Below are 17,108 nucleotides of genomic sequence, written 5' to 3'. Positions count from 1 at the left end.
CGATGTTTATCACTTTGCGAAGTATTTCAGCCATAGCCGTGCAGGCGCCGCCCAGCGAGCGCTACAACTACAAGAGGATTTCCCCATGCCTTCCGCCGCCCAAGCCTCCGCCCTCGAACTGTTCGAGCATCACCGCGCCACCCTCGAACGCGCCGTGGAGGCCATTGCCCGCCGCGACTACTGGTCGCCCCATGGGGAAAGCCTGAAGCAATATCCGGAAGAGTCGGTGAAGGGTGCGCAAGCGGCCTTCGAGAGCCTGCTGAACCGCCATTTCGAGCTGAAGGGGCCGCAGGCCGTTGGCCGCATCGGCGCCGAGCGTTCGCCCTATGGCTTCGACCTCGGCGTGACCTACGACCAGTACGATTCGGAAGAGCTGCTGACCCGCATGCAGCAAGCCCAACCGGCCTGGCGCGATGCCGGATCGAAGGCGCGCGTCGGCGCCTGCCTGGAGATCATCCAGCGCCTGTCCGCCATGAGCCCGAGCATGGCCCATGCGGTCATGCACACCAGCGGGCAGGGCTACATGATGGCCTTCCAGGCCGGCGGCGCGCATGCGCAGGACCGCGCGCTGGAAGCGGTCGCCTATGCCTGGCGGGCGATGGCCGAAGTGCCGGAAGCGGCGGTGTGGAACAAGCCGCAGGGCAAGGCCGACCCGCTGGTGATGGACAAGCGCTGGCATATCGTGCCGCGCGGCCTGTCGCTGGTGATCGGCTGCGCCACCTTCCCGACCTGGAACACCTATCCGGGCCTGTTCGCCAGCCTCGCCACCGGCAATCCCGTACTGGTCAAGCCGCACCCGGCGGCGATCCTGCCGGCGGCGCTGAGTGTTCGCGTGGCTCAGGAAGTTCTTGCTGAACTGGGCTTCGACCCAGCACTGGTCAGTCTGGTGGTGGATACCCCGGAAGCGCCGATCAGCCAGACCCTGGCTCTCGATCCGCGCGTCAAACTGGTCGACTTCACCGGTTCCAGCGCCTTCGGCAACTGGCTGGAGGACAACGCTCGCCAGGCCCAGGTGTTCACCGAGAAGGCCGGCGTCAACACCGTCATCATCGACAGCGTGTGCGACCTCAAGGCAGTGGCGCGCAACCTGGCGTTCAGCCTCAGCCTGTACTCCGGGCAGATGTGCACCACCACCCAGGCTATTTATGTACCGCGTGGCGGTATCCGTAATGGCGACGAGCATGTCAGCTTCGACGAGGTCGCCAACGCGCTGGCCAAGGCCGTGAGCGGCTTCCTCTCCGACAACGACCGTGCCTGTGGCGTGCTCGGTGCGATCCAGTCCGAGGCGACTGCCGAACGCATCCTCGCCAGCCGTGAGTTGGGCGAAATCCTGCTGGACAGCGAAAGCCGTGAACACCCGCAATTCCCCGGCGCCCGCGTGCGTACGCCGCTGCTTCTCAAGGTGGACGCTGCCGACCGCGCCGCTTATGGCGAGGAGCGCTTCGGTCCGATCGCCTTCGTCATCGCCACCGACGACAGCGCCCACAGCCTGCAGGTCGCCGGCGAGGTATTGAAGGAGAAGGGCGCCATGACCCTCGGCGTCTACTCCACCGACGAGGCCTTCCTCGGGCGCGCCGAAGACTTCGCCCAGGACGTGGCGGTCGCGCTGTCGGTGAATCTCGACGGTGGTGTGTTCGTCAACCAGTCGGCGGCCTTCAGCGACTTCCACGCCACCGGCGGCAACCCCACGGCAAACGCTTCGATCACCGACGGCGCCTTCGTCACCCGGCGCTTCGTGGTGGTGCAGAGCCGTCGTCATGCACCGGTCGAGGGCGCCTGACATGCCGTGCTACAGCCTCGAAGGCCTGGCGCCGGTGGTTCACCCGACCGCCTATGTGCATCCGACCGCCGTGCTGATCGGCGACGTGATCGTCGGTCCGGGCTGCTACATCGGCCCGCTGGCGGCGCTGCGCGGCGACTTCGGGCGGATCGTCCTGGAAGAGGGCGCGAATCTGCAGGATACCTGCGTGATGCACGGCTTCCCGGACAGCGACACGCTGGTCGAGCGCAACGGCCACATCGGTCACGGCGCGGTGCTGCACGGCTGCGTCATCGGCGCCGACGCGCTGGTGGGAATGAATGCGGTGGTGATGGACAAGGCGCGCATCGGTGAGCGTTCCATCGTTTCCGCCGCCGCCTTCGTCAAGGCCGGCTTCGAATGTCCGCCGCAGAGCCTGGTGATGGGCGCGCCGGCGGCGATGAAGCGTCAGCTCAGCGACGAGGAAGTGGCCTGGAAACAGCGCGGTACCCGCGAATACCAGGAACTGGCGCGGCGCTGCCTGGCGAGCATGGTCGAATGCCAGCCGCTGGCGGAAGTCGAGGCCGAGCGCCCGCGCATGGGTGATACAGGCTTCCGCCCGAAAGGGGATAAATCCCTATGACCACTGGTGTTCTCACCAATGGCAAGGCGGGCCGGCGGGCAGGTATAGTCGGGGCTTTGACCGCGCCCGACCGACCCATGACCGCCCTCGCTCCGCTCAACCAGTTGATCACCCGTTTCCAGGAACAGACGCCAATTCGCGCCAGTTCGCTGATTATCACGCTTTATGGCGACGCGATCGAACCCCATGGCGGCACCGTCTGGCTGGGTAGCCTGATCAACCTGCTGGAGCCGATCGGCATCAACGAACGGCTGATCCGCACCTCGATCTTCCGCCTGACCAAGGAAGACTGGCTGACCGCCGAGAAGGTCGGCCGGCGCAGTTATTACAGCCTGACCGGTACCGGTCGTCGGCGTTTCGAGAAGGCTTTCAAGCGCGTGTACAGCTCCAGCCTGCCGGCGTGGGACGGTTCCTGGACGCTGGTGATGCTGTCGCAGGTGGCGGCGGACAAGCGCAAACAGGTGCGCGAGGAACTGGAATGGCAGGGCTTCGGCGCCATCTCGCCGACCGTGCTGGCCTGCCCGCGCTGCGACCGCGCGGATCTGGTGACCACCCTGCAGGACCTCGAAGCGCTGGACGACAGCATCGTCTTCGAGACCCACGCGCAGGACGTACTGGCCTCCCGCGCTATGCGCCTGCAGGTGCGCGAAAGCTGGAACATCGACGAACTGGCGAGCCATTACAGCGAGTTCATCCGCCTGTTCCGCCCGCTCTGGCAGGCGCTGCGCGAGCAGGACAACCTGCAGCCGTCCGACTGCTTCCTCGCGCGCACCCTGCTGATCCACGAATACCGCCGGCTGCTCCTTCGTGATCCACAACTGCCGGACGAACTGCTGCCCGGCGACTGGGAAGGTCGCGCGGCGAGACAGCTGTGTCGCAATATCTACCGCCTGATCTTCGCCAAGGCGGAAGAGTGGCTGAACAGCAATCTGGAAACCGCCGACGGCCCGCTTCCGGACGTCGGGGAAAGCTTCTACCGTCGTTTCGGCGGATTGAAGTGAAGTTGGCGTGAAAACTGCCTCTCGATGCGATAGCTGTTGGCGCCGCATCGAGAGTGGCCGGCCTTGATGCCGGCCGGAGACGATTTGTTCGAAGAAGCGGTCGCTGATAAAAACAATGAGTGCGAGGCTTTGCGAGTCATGAATACCTCATCCATCTCAAGGGGCGATGCTTTCGAAGCATGGCTCGGCCGGATCAACCAGGCCTGCGGGCGCTTCGCCGCGCGCACCCTCGGTCCGGATTTCCACGGTGCGCTCAGGGAATTCCAGGGCGGCGCCATCAAGCTGAGCCAGGTCGAGTTGGCCCAGGTCAATCTCTACCGGACCAGCAAGGAAGTGGCGGCCTGCGACCTCAACAACTACTACGCGGTATTCCAGCTGGACGGCCGTTCGCGCCTGGAGCAGGGCGACAACCGCGTGGAACTGGCGGCCGGCGACATCACCCTGATCGACGCCAGCCTGCCGAGCAACATGACCTACCTCGAAGACGCCCGCCAGGTATCGCTGATCGTGCCGCGCCAGGTGTTCGAGCGTGCGCGCATCACCACGGTCAACTGCGCGACGCGCATCCCCGGCAGCGCGCCCATCGCCGTGTTGGCCAACAGCCTGGTGCAGGGCGTCAGCCGCCACGACGGGCTCGGCATGCAGGAAAGCGAAGCGACGCTGGACGCGCTGGTCAGCCTGCTGCGCCCGGCGATCAGCGCCCAGGAAAGCGAATGCGACAGCCACGAGCGGCTGTTCCGCAAGGCCGTGGCCTTCATCGACGAGCACATCAGCGCCGAGGAACTCTGCCCGGAACTGATCGCCCGCGAGGTCGGTGTTTCCGTGCGCGGCCTGTACCGCATGTTCTCGAAGAAGGGCATGGTCGTCGCCCAGTACATCAAGAACCGCCGCCTGGACTTCTGCGCCGAGTCGCTGCGCAACGCGCACTTCGAGCAGAAGCTCTCGGCGCTCGGCTATGCCTGGGGTTTCTCGGATTCCAGCTACTTCTCCACGGCGTTCAAGTCGCGCTTCGGCGTGTCGCCGGGCGAGTACCGCAAACGCTATCTCCAGTAACGAAGTAGGGCGGGTGCAACCCGCCATTGCGGTGCCTTGCAATCGGCGGGTTTCACCCGCCCTACGTCCTGAGCACCAACCTACTTGGCATTCCTGCCAACACGACTGGCACACAGGAAAAAACCTGCCTTTCTCGCCCCGGTAACAATCCTCCTCGACCTGCGCGAATCCCTCGCGCGCGCCGGCACGTCTTTACTGGCCGGCTTGATCCATTCGAGGTGGAGTCAGATGTCCTTCCACAAATCCCTCAAGAACGCTGCCGGCGCGCTGCTGCTGGCGCTGCTGCCCGGTCTTGCCCTGGCCGATGGCTGCCCATCCGCCGAGGCCGAGCAGGGCCAGAACGTATTCGCCCGCGACTGTGCGGTCTGTCATTCGGCCAAACAGAACGAGCCGGGAATGATGGGCCCGAACCTGCATGGTGTGGTCGGCCGGATGTCCGGCTCGCTGGCTGGCTTCAGCTACTCCCAGGCCTTGAAGACCAAGGGCGCGGCCTGGTCCCGCGATGCGCTGGACGCCTTTATCGCACAACCGCAGGCGGCCGTTCCGGGCACCTACATGCCCTTCGCCGGCCTCGCCGATGCCGCCGAACGCAAGGCCGTCACCTGCTGGCTGAGCCAGCAACGCTGAGCCCGCCAGACCCGCCGTAGGTTGGCGCTGAGCGCAGCGAAGCCCAACGACTCCCGACGCCGGGTCGATCTCCCATTTCGAAACCCATGATCAGGAGTTGACCATGAGCATCACCGAAACCCTGCCGCAGGTACGCAAATTCCTGAGCCGCCGCCACGGCTGCTTCATCGACGGCGCCTGGGTAGTCACCGACGGCCCGACTTCCGACGTACTCAACCCGGCCACCGGCGAAGTCATCGCCCGCGTCGCCGATATCGACGCCGATATGCTTGACCGCGCGGTGCGTTCCGCCCATGCGGCGTTCAAGTCCCGCGTGTGGTCCGACCTGCGTCCGGCCGACCGCGAACGCATCCTGCTGCGCTTCGCCGATCTGGTCGAGCAGCACGGCGAGGAACTGGCCCAGCTGGAAACCCTCAGCCAGGGCAAGTCGATCAACCTGTCGCGCATGCTGGACGTCGGCGCCACCGTCGAGTTCATGCGCTACATGGCCGGCTGGGCGACCAAGATCGAAGGCACCACGATGGACGTGTCTATCCCGCTGCCGCCGGGCACCAGGTTCACCGCCTACACCCGCCGCGAGCCGGTCGGTGTGGTGGCCGGCATCGTGCCGTGGAACTTCCCGATGATGATCGCCATCTGGAAACTGATGCCGGCGCTGGCCACCGGCTGCACCGTGGTGATCAAGCCGGCCAGCGAAACCCCGCTGACCGCCCTGCGCCTGGCCGAGCTGGCCTTCGAAGCCGGTGTGCCGGCGGGCGTGTTCAACCTGGTTACTGGTGGTGGCGCTACCGTCGGCGGCGGCCTGGCTTCGCACCCGCTGATCAGCAAGGTCTCGTTCACCGGCTCCACCGCCGTGGGCCGCAGCGTTGGCATCGCCGCCATGCAGAACATGACCCGCTTCGCCCTCGAACTGGGCGGCAAGAATCCGATGATCGTGCTGGCCGACGCCGATATCGACAAGGCCGTACAGGGCGCGCTGCTCGGTGGCCTGCTCAACAATGGCCAGGTCTGCGCCGCTGCGTCGCGCTTCTACGTGCATGAGTCGCGCTACGACGAGTTCGTCGAAAAGCTCAGCGCCGCCGTCAGCGGCATGAGTATGGGTGCCGGCATGGACGGCAGTGCGCAGATCAATCCGCTGGTATCGCGCAAGCAGCAACTGAGCGTACTCAAGCACATCGAAACCGCCCGCCGCGAAGGCGCGCGCGTGGTCTGCGGTGGCGAGGCGGTAGAAGGCGACGGCTTCTTCGTCCAGCCGACGATCATCGCCGACGTGACCCAGAAGATGGCCATCGCCCGCGACGAAGTCTTCGGTCCGGTGCTTGGCGTGCTGCCGTTCAAGAACGAAGACCAGGCCATCGAGATGGCCAACGACAGCGAATACGGCCTCGGCGCCAGCCTGTGGACCAACGACCTGACCAAGGCGATGAACCTGGTCCCGCGCATCGAGTCCGGCACCGTATGGGTCAACGCCCACGTACTGCTCGACCCGAGTATGCCCTTCGGCGGCGTCAAGCAGTCCGGCATGGGCCGCGAGTTCGGCCGCGCAGTGGTCGAGGCCTATACCGAGGTCAAGTCGGTGTGCATCGCGCACTGAAACAGCTTTCGCGTTCCACCTCTCGGCAGGCCGGTTGGCCTGCCTTTTTTCGAGAAAGACTCATCCGGAAGGTGATTTTGGAGCTTTGCGTGCGGCTGGTCTGGTTGCCGCTCCCTGTTTTAGTTATGAAATAATTAGATACAATTTACTTAAGACATTGAATTCAAAGGCGTTGGCAGGAGTTGCGCAAGAACTTGCGCAAAAGGAAGGAATTAGCATTCGCCCACGTCATGGATGGCGTGGGATCTCTCCGTAGCTCGGTGTAGATCTCCCAATTGATTGTCAGGGATGGCTCTATGCGTCAGAGGGACCTGAAATTCACCTTTGCTGTCACTTCCAGCCGACTGGAGTTCGAAGTTGTCGAGTTCACGCTGGAGGAGGCGCTCTCCGAGCCGTTCCGGCTCACTGTCGAACTGGCCAGCTATAGCAGCTCCATCGACTTCGGGCAGGTGCTCGACCAGCCGGCACTGCTGACCCTCTGGCAAGGCGACCAGCCAGTCCGCCATGTTCACGGACTGGTTTCCAGTTTTACCCAGGGCACGACCGGCTTCGAGCGCACTCGCTATAGCGCCGTGGTCGAACCGCAACTTGCCCGTCTTTCGCTCAGTTCCAACTGGCGCATCTTCCAGCAGAAGAGCGTGCCGGAAATACTGGCGCTGCTATTGAAAGAGCAGGGAATCCTGCATTACCAGCAGAGCATCCATCTGGACCACCAACCCCGCGAGTACTGCGTGCAGGCCGGCGACACCGACCTGTACCTGTTCGACCGGCTGTCCACCGAGGAAGGGCTGTTCTATTTCTTCACCTTCGATGAGTCCACCCATACCCTCGTCCACGGCGACAAACTGCTCATCCAGCCGCGCATCCAGGGTGAGCCGGTGCTCTATAGTAGGCAGCCGACCGGTGACAATCCGCAGTCGGTGCTGTACTCGTTCAGTTACTCGGAGAATGTCCGCACCGCCCAGCAGAGTCAGCGCGACTACACCTTCAAACGCCCCACCTACAACCAGCAGCACAAGGTCCGTGGCGAAACGCTGAAGCATCAGCGGCAGGACTATGAGCGCTACGACTACCCCGGCCGCTACAAGGTCAGCACGGTCGGCAAACCATTCACCGAAGACCGGCTGAGGGGGCATCGCCGGGACGCCCAGATCGCAACGGTCGAAGGCGATGATCCGCGCCTGATGCCCGGCCTGTCCTTCCAGCTGACCGGCCATCCCCGCGATGATTTCAACTGCTGGTGGCGACCGGTACGTATCACCCACAAAGGCATTCAGTACGCCAGCCAGGAGAACGAGTCCGCCGATGCCGGAATGGGCGTGAGCTACGACTACACCGCCGAACTGGTTGCCGAGGAGACGGAGTGGCGCCCCGAGCCCCTGCCGAAACCCAGCGTCGACGGGCCGCAGATCGCGACCGTGGTGGGGCCGGAAGGGGAGGAGATCTACTGCGACGAATGGGGGCGGGTGAAGGTCCAGTTTCCCTGGGATCGGGAAGGCCGCAACGACGAGTTCAGTACCTGCTGGATTCGCGTGGCGCAGAACTGGGCCGGCGCGGACTGGGGACATATGGCGATCCCGCGTATCGGCCAGGAAGTAATCGTCGACTACCTCGACGGCGATTGCGACCAGCCGATCATCACCGGACGCACCTATCGGGCGACCAACCGACCTCCCTATCAGTTACCGGACCACAAGATCCTCAGCACCATCAAGAGCAAGGAATACCGCGGCAGTCGGGCCAACGAACTGCGCATCGACGACACCACGAAGCAGATCAGCGCCGCGCTGATGAGCGATCACGGCGACAGCCATCTGCATCTGGGCTATCTGACCCACCCGCGCCCCGATGGCGGCGCGCCTCGTGGTGAAGGTTTCGAACTACGCACCGACGAGCATGGCGCGGTACGTGCGGCCAAGGGGCTGCTGCTGAGTACCGAAGAGCAATTGCAGGCCAATGGCGGGCAACTGAACCGGGGCACGGTCGTCCAGGTGCTGGAAGCCGCGCTGCAGCTGGCACGAGAGCTGGGCGACTACGCCGGAGAGCACCAGGGCGTCGACCATGACGTCGCGCCTCAGCAGACCCTCAGCGACGCGGTGCGCGACCTTGGGCACGGCGCCAACGACGAGGCAAACAAACCCAACGGCGGCAAACCGGCCATCGCCCTGAGCGGCCCGGCAGGCATCGCCGCCGGCACCCCGCAATCCCTCACGCTGGCGGCTGGCGAGCATATCGACAGCGTCGCCCAGCAGAACCAGCAACTCACCTCCGGGCAGAAATTCGTCGTCAATGCCGGCACCGACCTGGGGCTGTTCGCCCACAGCGGCGAAATGCGCCATATCGCTCACCAGGGGCAGTTGCTGCTGCAGGCCCAGCACAACGACATCCGCCTGCAAGCGGATCAGAGCGTCGAGATCAGCGCAAGCAATCGTCATGTGCTGGTGTCGGCCAAGGAGCACATCACCCTGATGTGCGGCGGCGCCTACCTCACCCTCAAGGGCGGCAACATCGAGCTGGGCATGCCTGGCAACTTCATCGTCAAGGCGGCCAAGCATAGCCATCTGGGCGCCACCAGCCTGGCGGCGGAGCTGCCTCAATTCAAGATGGGCGATACGCAGCGGCGTTTTGTCCTGACCCTTCCCGACGGTGAACGGCCAGTGGCCAACCAGAATTACCGTGTCACCCTCGGCAACGGTCAGGTCATCGAAGGCATCACCGATGCCAAGGGCGCCACCCAGTTACTTGAGGACCAGGCCATGCATATCGCCAGGTTCGACCTGATCGACACGGAATAAGAGCAGAGGGATCGACATGCTCATGACGCGAAACCGCACCGTAACTGGCGAACACACCGCGCCCCTGGCGCCGGGTCAGAACAACCTCTCCTACGTGCAGAAGCGCCAGCCCAAGCCCTGTATCGTCATTGTGGTGCACGGCGTGAACGACCTGGCTGGCGTCTACGACTCCATCGAGAGCGGCCTGTGCCAGGGCCTTAACGAGCGCCTGGACCATCTGAGCACCACCAGGGGGCAGCCCAGTCCTGCCTCGCTCATCGCTGCCCGTTACACCCTGCCCACACCCGAGGACAAGGATGCTCCCAACCCTGACAAGGTCTACTACCGGCGGCGCCACGATAGCTCCCCGCGGGGCATCGTCATCCCTTTCTACTGGGGCTCGCGCGAATCCGATGAAATCGACCCAAAGACAGGCAAACCCTATCTGCGCAAAGACACGCCCCACGGCGAATGGCTGGACCGCTATGGCAATCGCCTGGACAAGTCCGGCTCCAAGGAAGGTGGCATCTTCGCCAATGCCACCACCACCCTACCCGACATGTGGGAGCGAGGCTTCAGCGGCTACCTGTTCGGCGTGGTGCCGCTCAACTCATTCTTCGTCAGTACACCGCGTCATCCCCTGTTCCCCGGCCCACCGCGGAACTACATGGTGCTGGCCGCCAAGCGCCTGGCCATGCTGGTAAGCATCATCCGCGAGCGCTATCCCGACGATACCGTCAACGTGGTCGGCCACAGCCAGGGCACACTGCTTACCCTGCTGGCCAATGCCTTCCTGGAGGCGGGCGGACAACGCCCCATTGATGCCGGCATTCTGATGAATTCGCCCTACAGCCTTATCCAGCCGGTACTGGAACATTGGGAGGTACAAAAACTCCAGCAAACCGCCCAGGCCCGTCTGGATACCCTGGCCAACATCGTCAACTTCATTGGCGAAGGCACCCATTCCATGCCAAGCCTGGAGGAAATGGCCGATCCTGCCAGCCCACGCTGTATTGGTGGGCCGCAATGGACCGGACAGCAGTGCGCCAGCCGCCAGGACGACACCGGCATCACCTTCGATGAGCGCGACAACCGCGGTACCGTCAGCCTGTATTTCACGCCCCTCGACCAGACTGTCGGCCTGCGCAACGTGCAAGGTATCGGTTGGCAGGGCGTCCCCGACAGCCTGGAAAAGGTCACCGTTCTCAATCGGCTGGGGCCGCGCTTTCACCAGCGCATCTTCACCACTCGCACACGCGATGGGCAGCCTGAGGAAGTCGGCGCCCATGGACCGGACCATCGCTACGTGCTGCGTCAGAGCGGCGAAGGAACCTGGGATGGAGTGGGCGGCGCAATATCGCGCGCCAACTTCGATGTGGGCCAGAGCGTGCGTATCAGCGCCGCCAAGCTACCCACACCGCTTCGAGTCAATTTCGACGGCGATTTCCGCAATGTCGTCTGGAACACCGAGAAGAATGGCGTGCACCAGGTGCGCGAAGCCATGGACCCGATCGAGGCTTCCATCGCCGTTACCCACAAGGGCCTGCAACGCTATCCCAGCGGTACACGCACAATGGAAGCCCCTCGCGATTTGTATGGTGATGCCCTCAAACGTCATTTCGAAGAACAGGCCAGCGATCTGAACGATCTTGCACGTAACCCTTACACCGCTCCTGACAACAATGCATGGGCGGCAGACTGGCATCGGGTGCGCTACATGACGGTCAATCAAGAGGACCGCGGCGCCACCTACGAAGTCACCTTTGACGAAAGCCCTAACGAGGCCCGCCGGCGCCTGATGAACACGCCCAAGGACGAGCTCACCGAGGACGACGCTCTGTCCTTCCACTCCGCTATACCCGCGAACTCCGAGCACAGCCGCAAGGCCATGGCATATGACCTGGCTCTGGGGCAGGCACGCAGCATCGATGACGAGGATTTCTACCGCTATCTGTGTCGGGTGGCGGATTGGAGGTTGGGATGGAGAGGGACAGATAACGGAGTCATTCCAGCCGAGGACGCCGCGGCCACGGCTCTTGCCGGCATTCTAGATGACAAGCCTGATGCTGCCTCTCTGGCGCTCTACCAGCAGGAAAAGCCGGAGCACCGCATGCTGATCGATGCCACCGCCGACTACTACGCCTGTGGCTGTGACCAGCGCTACCCGCAGTACTTTCGCCCCGCGATGCCCTGCCTGATCAAGAGCGAACAGATTGGCTAACTACTCCCTGAAATCCTTCCGCCTAGGCGTCCTGCTGGTCTTGGGCCTGCTGGCCGCCTGCACCGCCAACCTATTCGACAAGGACGCCGCCATGAATCCCGCACTGCCCCATAGCGCCCCCGCCACCTCCCCACACCTGGACCGCCTGGCCGTGGTTAGCGTTGGCCTCAGCCTGGACACCTACCGCCAGAGGCAAGTCTGGAGCGAACTGCAGAAACAGAATGCCGCTCAGCCCGACAGCCTGCATGTGGGCAGCATCCTAACTACCGATCCGGCGAAGTATCCGATACTGGCCAGCGACAAGAACGATGCTTGGGAAAAACGTAAAACGGACACCTTTGAGTTGGGCGTCAAACGCTTCCCCGAGGCCTGGCCCATTCCCACGATGGTGGTGGTGCGCGGTTACGATCGGCATGCTGCGAACCTGCGATTTCCTCCCGAAATGACTGACGTCATGCTGCAAACACTGGCGAGCGATCGGCGCCCTGAAGCCGGCCTGCACTGGCACCGTATCCGCCAACTCGATAACGGCATCGTCACCAGCGATACACCCGAAGATGCCTTGGAAACCGTCTTCCAGACCTTCGAAGCCAACCCGGATATGCCCGCGCTACTGGTTTACGTAGTAGAGGGGCTGAATATGGCCCTGGCGCTTGCGAGTAAAGACACCCACTTTGTGGGGGCCAGCGCCGGCGAACGCAAGCCCGGCGAACTGGTCAATGCCATGACCGCTCTTATCTTCGCCCGCCCCGAGCGCATGGAATGGCTGCGCTTCTTTGCGCCCTACACCAAGGTCAATGGCGTCCCTCTCTACCCAGGTTTCGCCGGCTGGCAGCGCCAACCGCCTGTGGCCTTCCAGCCCTCGCCGTTCATCCCGCAGCCCTGGACCCGCCGTGGCATGGAACAGTGGGATGCCCTCAAGGTATTCGCCTGGGTGCAACGCCCGGTTAGCATCTCGCTGCAACACCCTGATACCCACCAACGCCTCAAGCGTGACGCACTGACTGCCCAACTCGCCAAGGGCTGGAAGCAGGCCACCGATACCATCCAGCCACAGCCGACCCGGCTATTTTATGACGGCGGCTATAACACCTCGCCGCTGGCCGATCTGATGCCGGCCCTGAAGGCAGCGCACAGCCCGCTCGACCTGTTGGACTCGAAGGAAAGCTACGACCTCACCCAGCGCCTGGGCGACACCGGCGCCGCTTCGCCTTTCGTCGGCATCGCCTTGGCTACCATGGCTAGCTACCTGAATGGCGACACCAGCGTGGTCATGCCTCTGCGTCGCCAGGAGCGGGCCACCTATATCGTCGTCACCCCCGACCAGCCTGGACACAAAGCCACCGACAACCCCTTCGGAGTAGACATCGCCCCTGCTTTTAGTAGCAGCGACCAGCCTTCGGAGCCCATGCAGAAACTGTTTGGAACCGAATGGCTGGCTGGTCAGCATCTAACGGCAATTTCACCGTCGGCCACCACAATCGAGGAAGACGGCGTCTCCGATCTAATTACCAACCTGAGTCCAACCAAGAACTGGTGGGATGACCTTTAAGTGGCATCTGAGAAGCAAGTAGATGGACATCATCCGCCTCGGCGACTCCACCAGTCACGGTGGCACCGTGATCGAAGCATTCAGCCAGACCGACCTCAATGGCAAGCCGATGGCGGGTGTTGGGCACAAGGTTGTCTGCCCACTTTGTTTGGGGGTGTTTCCCATCGCCGAAGGCAGCGCTTTGCTTGATGTGGGAGGAGTTCCAGTAGCTCTACATGGCATGAAGACGGCATGTGGAGCCAGTCTTCTTGCCAGTAATCCCAAAGGAAATGCGGAGAGTTGAATGGTGTGGGGAGCGAGGGCGTGATCGTCAAGGTGCTGCAGATCACTTCAACGCGTCCCTCCAGAGGTGGGCAGCTAGCCATCTGGACCCAGTACAACAAGAAACCCCAAACCATGGTGAGCACGCGTGAACGTGGCCGTTACTCCTATAAGTACGTGTCCACGACCGCAACAGGAGAAATGATTTTCTGGAAAGCCAATCCGGATTACATCAAGGCGACGGGCGCCAAGGAGTATCGCTGAGATGAGGGGGCATGTTCGTATGCGGGGCGTTCTGTTCGCAGGCTGCCTGCTCATGTTGGCACAACCTGCCCAGGCCCAGTTCAGTGACTATCGGACGTTCTACCGTTCGCTTGGCGACAACCTGTTCGATGGGAGTGGGCAAGAATTGGCGATGCCATGCACGGCATCGCCCAGGAAGTGCATCTGGGTCAATGCGATGCGTGCGGCAGTGGTGGGTCAGGAGCAGGAGGAGTGGGTCGTACCGGATGGCTTATCCATGGCTCCTGAGAAAAACGACCCCGACATGGCGTTCGATGGCGAGGCGCTGGTTGTCGACAAGCGGCGCTGGAGTCTACGGGACGCGATTGATCGTGCGCCTGAAACCTGGCGTGGCAGAGACCCCATTGATCCGGAAAGTCTGGAACGTGTTACGTACTGGCAGAACGGCTCTTCGATATGCCTGGAGCTCCAGTACGTGAGTAGTGGAAAAGGGGACCGCTATACCGGGGTGCTGCTTCTGCATCATCGGAGCTTGTATGTCCTGCCGCCGCTCTTCGCCTCCTGCTCGGCCGTTCGGAAGACCCCGCGGAATCAGTTCATCTATCCCCGCAACCGCTATACGGGACCTGCTCAGGAAAATCATCCCGAAGGATTGGAAGTTGACTATGTCCGGTTCGACGGCAAGTCCACGGGAGAGCGTTATCGACTGAGCTTCCCGGACCCGGATGATCCGTTCGTGTTCGATCTGGAGCCCTGATACCTGCAAATCCAGGCAGGGAAGTACGGGCAGTCACTGCTCGACGCCGCCTGTCTGGCAAGACGGAACACCGAAGACCAGCAAGGAGCTACGCCATGAACGACGCGGTTCGGATCAGGACGATCTGTTCGGCACAGGCCATCACCATGCCCAACGGCGGCGACGTGCATCTCGTCCCGCCGCCGCCCAAGCCCCGCGTGACCATCGTCGTGCACGGCGTCAACGACCTCGCCGGCTGTTATGAGCGCATAGAGCGGGGGCTCTGATGCGCTGGCTGCTCTTACCCCCATCTGTCGTGTGGATGCTGTTGACCAGCCCCTGGCTTTCCGCCGCCGAATCGCCCTTGTCCCCGCTGCGCTGTTTCGCCAGCCCGGCGACATACATTACCGCCTATGTCCCGGCCAAGGAGGCCGTCATGTCCAGCGCTGCTTACCATGCTCCCACTACCTCGCCACGCCTGGAAACCCTCGACGTGCTCAGCATCGGTATCAGCCTGGACGTCTTCCGCCAGGGCAAGCTCTGGCAGGCCCTGCAGGAGCAGAGCTCCAGGCAGACGGACGCATTGCACGTCGGCAGTATCCTGCCCATGGACCCGAAGCGGTATCCGATCACCGCGGACGACAAGGATATGGCTTATGAAAAGCGGGAGGCCGATGCCCTAGAGCTGGGGCTAAAAGATTTCCTGGAGAAATGGCCGATACCTACGATCACGGTGGTGCGGGGCTGGAACCCTGATACGCCGAATCTACGTTTCACACCCGAGGAAACGAGGGAAAGCCTGTCTGTGATGGTCAATGACCTACGGGCACCGGCAGGGTTGCATTGGCACCGCATTCGCAATCTGCAGGACGGCATCATTTGTAACGACACCCCCGAGGGCTTACTGGAGTCGCTGTTCCAGTTGTTCGAGCGCTATCCCGATCTACCGGCGGTGCTGGTGTATGCCAATGAAGGCTTCAATATGGCCTTGTCATTGATGACGAAGGGAAACAGGCCCATCGGCGTAGGGACCGGCCCACGACAGCCTGGTGAGCTTACGGACACCATGGTCGCCCTGATCGTCGGTCGGCCCGAGCGGGTCGACTGGCTGCGCCAATACGCGCCCTACACCAAGGTCAACGCGAACAAGATCGACCCTGAGTTCCGTGGTTGGGGGTGGCGCAAGCCGCCTGTGGAGTTCCAGCCTTCGCCCTTCATTCCCCAGCCCTGGACCGTACGCGCCTTCGAGCAGTGGGACGCGATGCCGGTGCTGGCCAGATTGCATCGCCCGGTCACTGTGGCGCTGACCCGCCCCGATACCGGCGAGCGCCTCAAGCGCGAGGCGCTGACTGCGCAACTCGCCGCCGGCTGGAAGAATGCTACCGATCCGCTGAGCCCCAAACCCGCCCGTCTGTTCTACGACGGCGGCCTGAATGCCACTCCGCTGGCCGAACTAACGCCGGCCCTGCGCGCGGCCCATAGCACGCTGGACCTACTGGATTCTCGGGAAAGCTACGACCTCACCCAGCGCCTCGGTGATACCGGCGCCGCATCGCCCTTTGTCGGCATCGCCTTGGCGACCATGGCTAGCCACCTCAATGCCGACACCAGCGTAGTCATGCCCCTACGACGCCAAGATCAGGCGACGATCATTGCCATCACCTCACCGACGCCGGGGAAAAAGCCTGTCGGCAGGCCCTTCGGCGTCGACCTGCTGCCGCAGAACGCCAGCAGCGAACCCGCCGTGCCCGTGCCACCGCCAGAACCAGCGCCGCAGTCGGCCTCCCTGCAAGCGGCACCGCCCGCCCGCCAGTTGCTCGACGACGACTACGCCCTGGAGGAGTTCCTGGCCAGCCTGAAACCGAAAGGGGACTGGATGGATGAGTTGTAGGTCGATTTGTTCTCTTTATGCCGAGTATTGCTTGGTTGTTTTGCTGACTCTGGTTACCGATTGATAGAAGGATGCTCCATTGATGGAAAGGACAAGGCTTCCAGGCCAGGCACTTTGCTTTTTGATCGTATTGTTTATTCACCCTTGTTGGGCCGAGCCCTCAAGTGACCTACAGGACATCAGTTGCAACGTCACCCTGGGTGCCACATTTGGTCTGCCCTTGCTGACCAGCATAGGGTCCTCCTACGTGAGTGATACCCGTCCGCGGATGTTCGCCTTCAAGAATTATGCTTATGCCCGCGAGGATGCTGCGGCCTTCGTTGCTTCGGAAGGGCGCATTCATGGCGCCCAACTGGAGCGCGCCTGGCAGGATTATCTTGTCAGCAGTGAGCCCGGGAGCAGACTCGAACAGGATTCCTTTGCCCTGGAGGTACTGGTGGGGAGTGCAATGTAATGATTTGCGCCAACAACTACTGCTGCGTGGAGTTGGAAGGAGAGTAGACACATGGACATCATCCGCCTCGGCGACTCCACCAGTCACGGTGGCACCGTGATCGAAGCATTCAGTCAGACCGACCTCAATGGCAAGCCTATGGCGGGTGTTGGGCACAAGGTTGTCTGCCCACTTTGTTTGGGGGTGTTTCCCATCGCCGAAGGCAGCGCTTTGCTTGATGTGGGAGGAGTTCCAGTAGCTCTGCATGGCATGAAGACGGCATGTGGAGCCAGTCTTCTTGCCAGTAATCCCAAAGGAAATGCTGAGAGGTAAAGGCGCGG

General features: G+C 62.7%; 15 protein-coding genes and 1 pseudogene. All 16 read left to right on the top strand.

Features of this window, described 5'->3' with window-relative positions; all coding sequences use genetic code 11:
• Positions 1 to 85 precede the first annotated feature (85 nt).
• The 16 genes and pseudogenes from paaN to JFY56_RS05645 all read left to right on the top strand — a co-directional run bounded on the left by paaN (position 86) and on the right by JFY56_RS05645 (position 17,100).
• A complete protein-coding gene (paaN, locus tag JFY56_RS05720) occupies positions 86 to 1,780 on the top strand; it encodes a phenylacetic acid degradation protein PaaN (RefSeq protein ID WP_208312568.1) in 1,695 nt (564 codons plus the stop codon).
• Position 1,781: 1 nt separating this feature from the next.
• Positions 1,782 to 2,381 carry a phenylacetic acid degradation protein PaaY gene (gene paaY / locus JFY56_RS05715; protein ID WP_208312567.1) on the top strand — a complete coding sequence of 200 codons (600 nt, stop codon included), beginning with the start codon at positions 1,782 to 1,784 and terminating at the stop codon, positions 2,379 to 2,381.
• Between the two features lie 77 nt (positions 2,382 to 2,458).
• A complete protein-coding gene (gene paaX, locus JFY56_RS05710; protein ID WP_208312566.1) occupies positions 2,459 to 3,382 on the top strand; it encodes a phenylacetic acid degradation operon negative regulatory protein PaaX in 924 nt (307 codons plus the stop codon).
• A 138-nt stretch (positions 3,383 to 3,520) separates the two neighbouring features.
• Complete coding sequence (feaR, locus tag JFY56_RS05705; protein WP_208312565.1) at positions 3,521 to 4,435, top strand: transcriptional regulator FeaR; 915 nt, start codon at positions 3,521 to 3,523, stop codon at positions 4,433 to 4,435.
• A 228-nt stretch (positions 4,436 to 4,663) separates the two neighbouring features.
• On the top strand, positions 4,664 to 5,062 hold the full coding sequence (locus tag JFY56_RS05700) for a c-type cytochrome (RefSeq protein WP_208312564.1): 399 nt from the start codon (positions 4,664 to 4,666) through the stop codon (positions 5,060 to 5,062).
• Between the two features lie 103 nt (positions 5,063 to 5,165).
• Positions 5,166 to 6,656 carry an aldehyde dehydrogenase family protein gene (locus JFY56_RS05695; RefSeq protein WP_208312563.1) on the top strand — a complete coding sequence of 497 codons (1,491 nt, stop codon included), beginning with the start codon at positions 5,166 to 5,168 and terminating at the stop codon, positions 6,654 to 6,656.
• A gap of 296 nt (positions 6,657 to 6,952) precedes the next feature.
• Positions 6,953 to 9,451 carry a type VI secretion system Vgr family protein gene (locus JFY56_RS05690; RefSeq protein WP_208312562.1) on the top strand — a complete coding sequence of 833 codons (2,499 nt, stop codon included), beginning with the start codon at positions 6,953 to 6,955 and terminating at the stop codon, positions 9,449 to 9,451.
• Between the two features lie 22 nt (positions 9,452 to 9,473).
• Positions 9,474 to 11,651, top strand: a complete 2,178-nt coding sequence (locus JFY56_RS05685) for a T6SS effector phospholipase Tle3 domain-containing protein (protein ID WP_208312561.1) — start codon at positions 9,474 to 9,476, stop codon at positions 11,649 to 11,651.
• A complete protein-coding gene (locus tag JFY56_RS05680) occupies positions 11,644 to 13,203 on the top strand; it encodes a type VI lipase adapter Tla3 domain-containing protein (protein WP_408004379.1) in 1,560 nt (519 codons plus the stop codon). Before JFY56_RS05685 ends, JFY56_RS05680 begins: the two co-directional genes overlap by 8 nt.
• A gap of 22 nt (positions 13,204 to 13,225) precedes the next feature.
• On the top strand, positions 13,226 to 13,486 hold the full coding sequence (locus JFY56_RS05675) for a PAAR domain-containing protein (RefSeq protein WP_208312560.1): 261 nt from the start codon (positions 13,226 to 13,228) through the stop codon (positions 13,484 to 13,486).
• Between the two features lie 20 nt (positions 13,487 to 13,506).
• Positions 13,507 to 13,728, top strand: a complete 222-nt coding sequence (locus JFY56_RS05670) for a hypothetical protein (protein WP_208312559.1) — start codon at positions 13,507 to 13,509, stop codon at positions 13,726 to 13,728.
• A gap of 52 nt (positions 13,729 to 13,780) precedes the next feature.
• Positions 13,781 to 14,464: a hypothetical protein gene (locus JFY56_RS05665; protein ID WP_208312558.1), complete on the top strand. Its 684-nt coding sequence runs from the start codon at positions 13,781 to 13,783 to the stop codon at positions 14,462 to 14,464.
• Between the two features lie 95 nt (positions 14,465 to 14,559).
• A pseudogene (locus JFY56_RS05660) lies at positions 14,560 to 14,727 on the top strand (hypothetical protein); the annotation flags it as partial.
• A gap of 2 nt (positions 14,728 to 14,729) precedes the next feature.
• Entirely contained in the window at positions 14,730 to 16,334 is a 1,605-nt protein-coding gene (locus tag JFY56_RS05655) for a type VI lipase adapter Tla3 domain-containing protein (RefSeq protein ID WP_328824814.1), read from the top strand.
• Between the two features lie 247 nt (positions 16,335 to 16,581).
• A complete protein-coding gene (locus JFY56_RS05650; protein ID WP_208312556.1) occupies positions 16,582 to 16,788 on the top strand; it encodes a DUF2388 domain-containing protein in 207 nt (68 codons plus the stop codon).
• 51 nt (positions 16,789 to 16,839) lie between these two features.
• A complete protein-coding gene (locus tag JFY56_RS05645; protein WP_208312555.1) occupies positions 16,840 to 17,100 on the top strand; it encodes a PAAR domain-containing protein in 261 nt (86 codons plus the stop codon).
• Positions 17,101 to 17,108 lie beyond the last annotated feature (8 nt).

Origin of the sequence: Pseudomonas schmalbachii (genome assembly GCF_017589465.1) — a bacterium.
Taxonomy (GTDB): Bacteria; Pseudomonadota; Gammaproteobacteria; order Pseudomonadales; family Pseudomonadaceae; genus Pseudomonas; species Pseudomonas schmalbachii.
Note: the sequence above shows the minus strand (reverse complement) of the source record. Positions and strands in the feature narration are given on the sequence as shown.

Excerpts from the sequence above, each read along its gene's own strand:
- JFY56_RS05665 (WP_208312558.1), top strand. The coding sequence starts at position 13,781 with ATGTTGGCACAACCTGCCCAGGCCCAGTTCAGTGACTATCGGACGTTC.
- JFY56_RS05690 (WP_208312562.1), top strand. The coding sequence starts at position 6,953 with ATGCGTCAGAGGGACCTGAAATTCACCTTTGCTGTCACTTCCAGCCGA.
- JFY56_RS05645 (WP_208312555.1), top strand. The coding sequence starts at position 16,840 with ATGGACATCATCCGCCTCGGCGACTCCACCAGTCACGGTGGCACCGTG.
- JFY56_RS05675 (WP_208312560.1), top strand. The coding sequence starts at position 13,226 with ATGGACATCATCCGCCTCGGCGACTCCACCAGTCACGGTGGCACCGTG.
- JFY56_RS05700 (WP_208312564.1), top strand. The coding sequence starts at position 4,664 with ATGTCCTTCCACAAATCCCTCAAGAACGCTGCCGGCGCGCTGCTGCTG.
- JFY56_RS05695 (WP_208312563.1), top strand. The coding sequence starts at position 5,166 with ATGAGCATCACCGAAACCCTGCCGCAGGTACGCAAATTCCTGAGCCGC.
- paaY (WP_208312567.1), top strand. The coding sequence starts at position 1,782 with ATGCCGTGCTACAGCCTCGAAGGCCTGGCGCCGGTGGTTCACCCGACC.
- JFY56_RS05655 (WP_328824814.1), top strand. The coding sequence starts at position 14,730 with ATGCGCTGGCTGCTCTTACCCCCATCTGTCGTGTGGATGCTGTTGACC.
- feaR (WP_208312565.1), top strand. The coding sequence starts at position 3,521 with ATGAATACCTCATCCATCTCAAGGGGCGATGCTTTCGAAGCATGGCTC.
- paaN (WP_208312568.1), top strand. The coding sequence starts at position 86 with ATGCCTTCCGCCGCCCAAGCCTCCGCCCTCGAACTGTTCGAGCATCAC.
- paaX (WP_208312566.1), top strand. The coding sequence starts at position 2,459 with ATGACCGCCCTCGCTCCGCTCAACCAGTTGATCACCCGTTTCCAGGAA.
- JFY56_RS05685 (WP_208312561.1), top strand. The coding sequence starts at position 9,474 with ATGACGCGAAACCGCACCGTAACTGGCGAACACACCGCGCCCCTGGCG.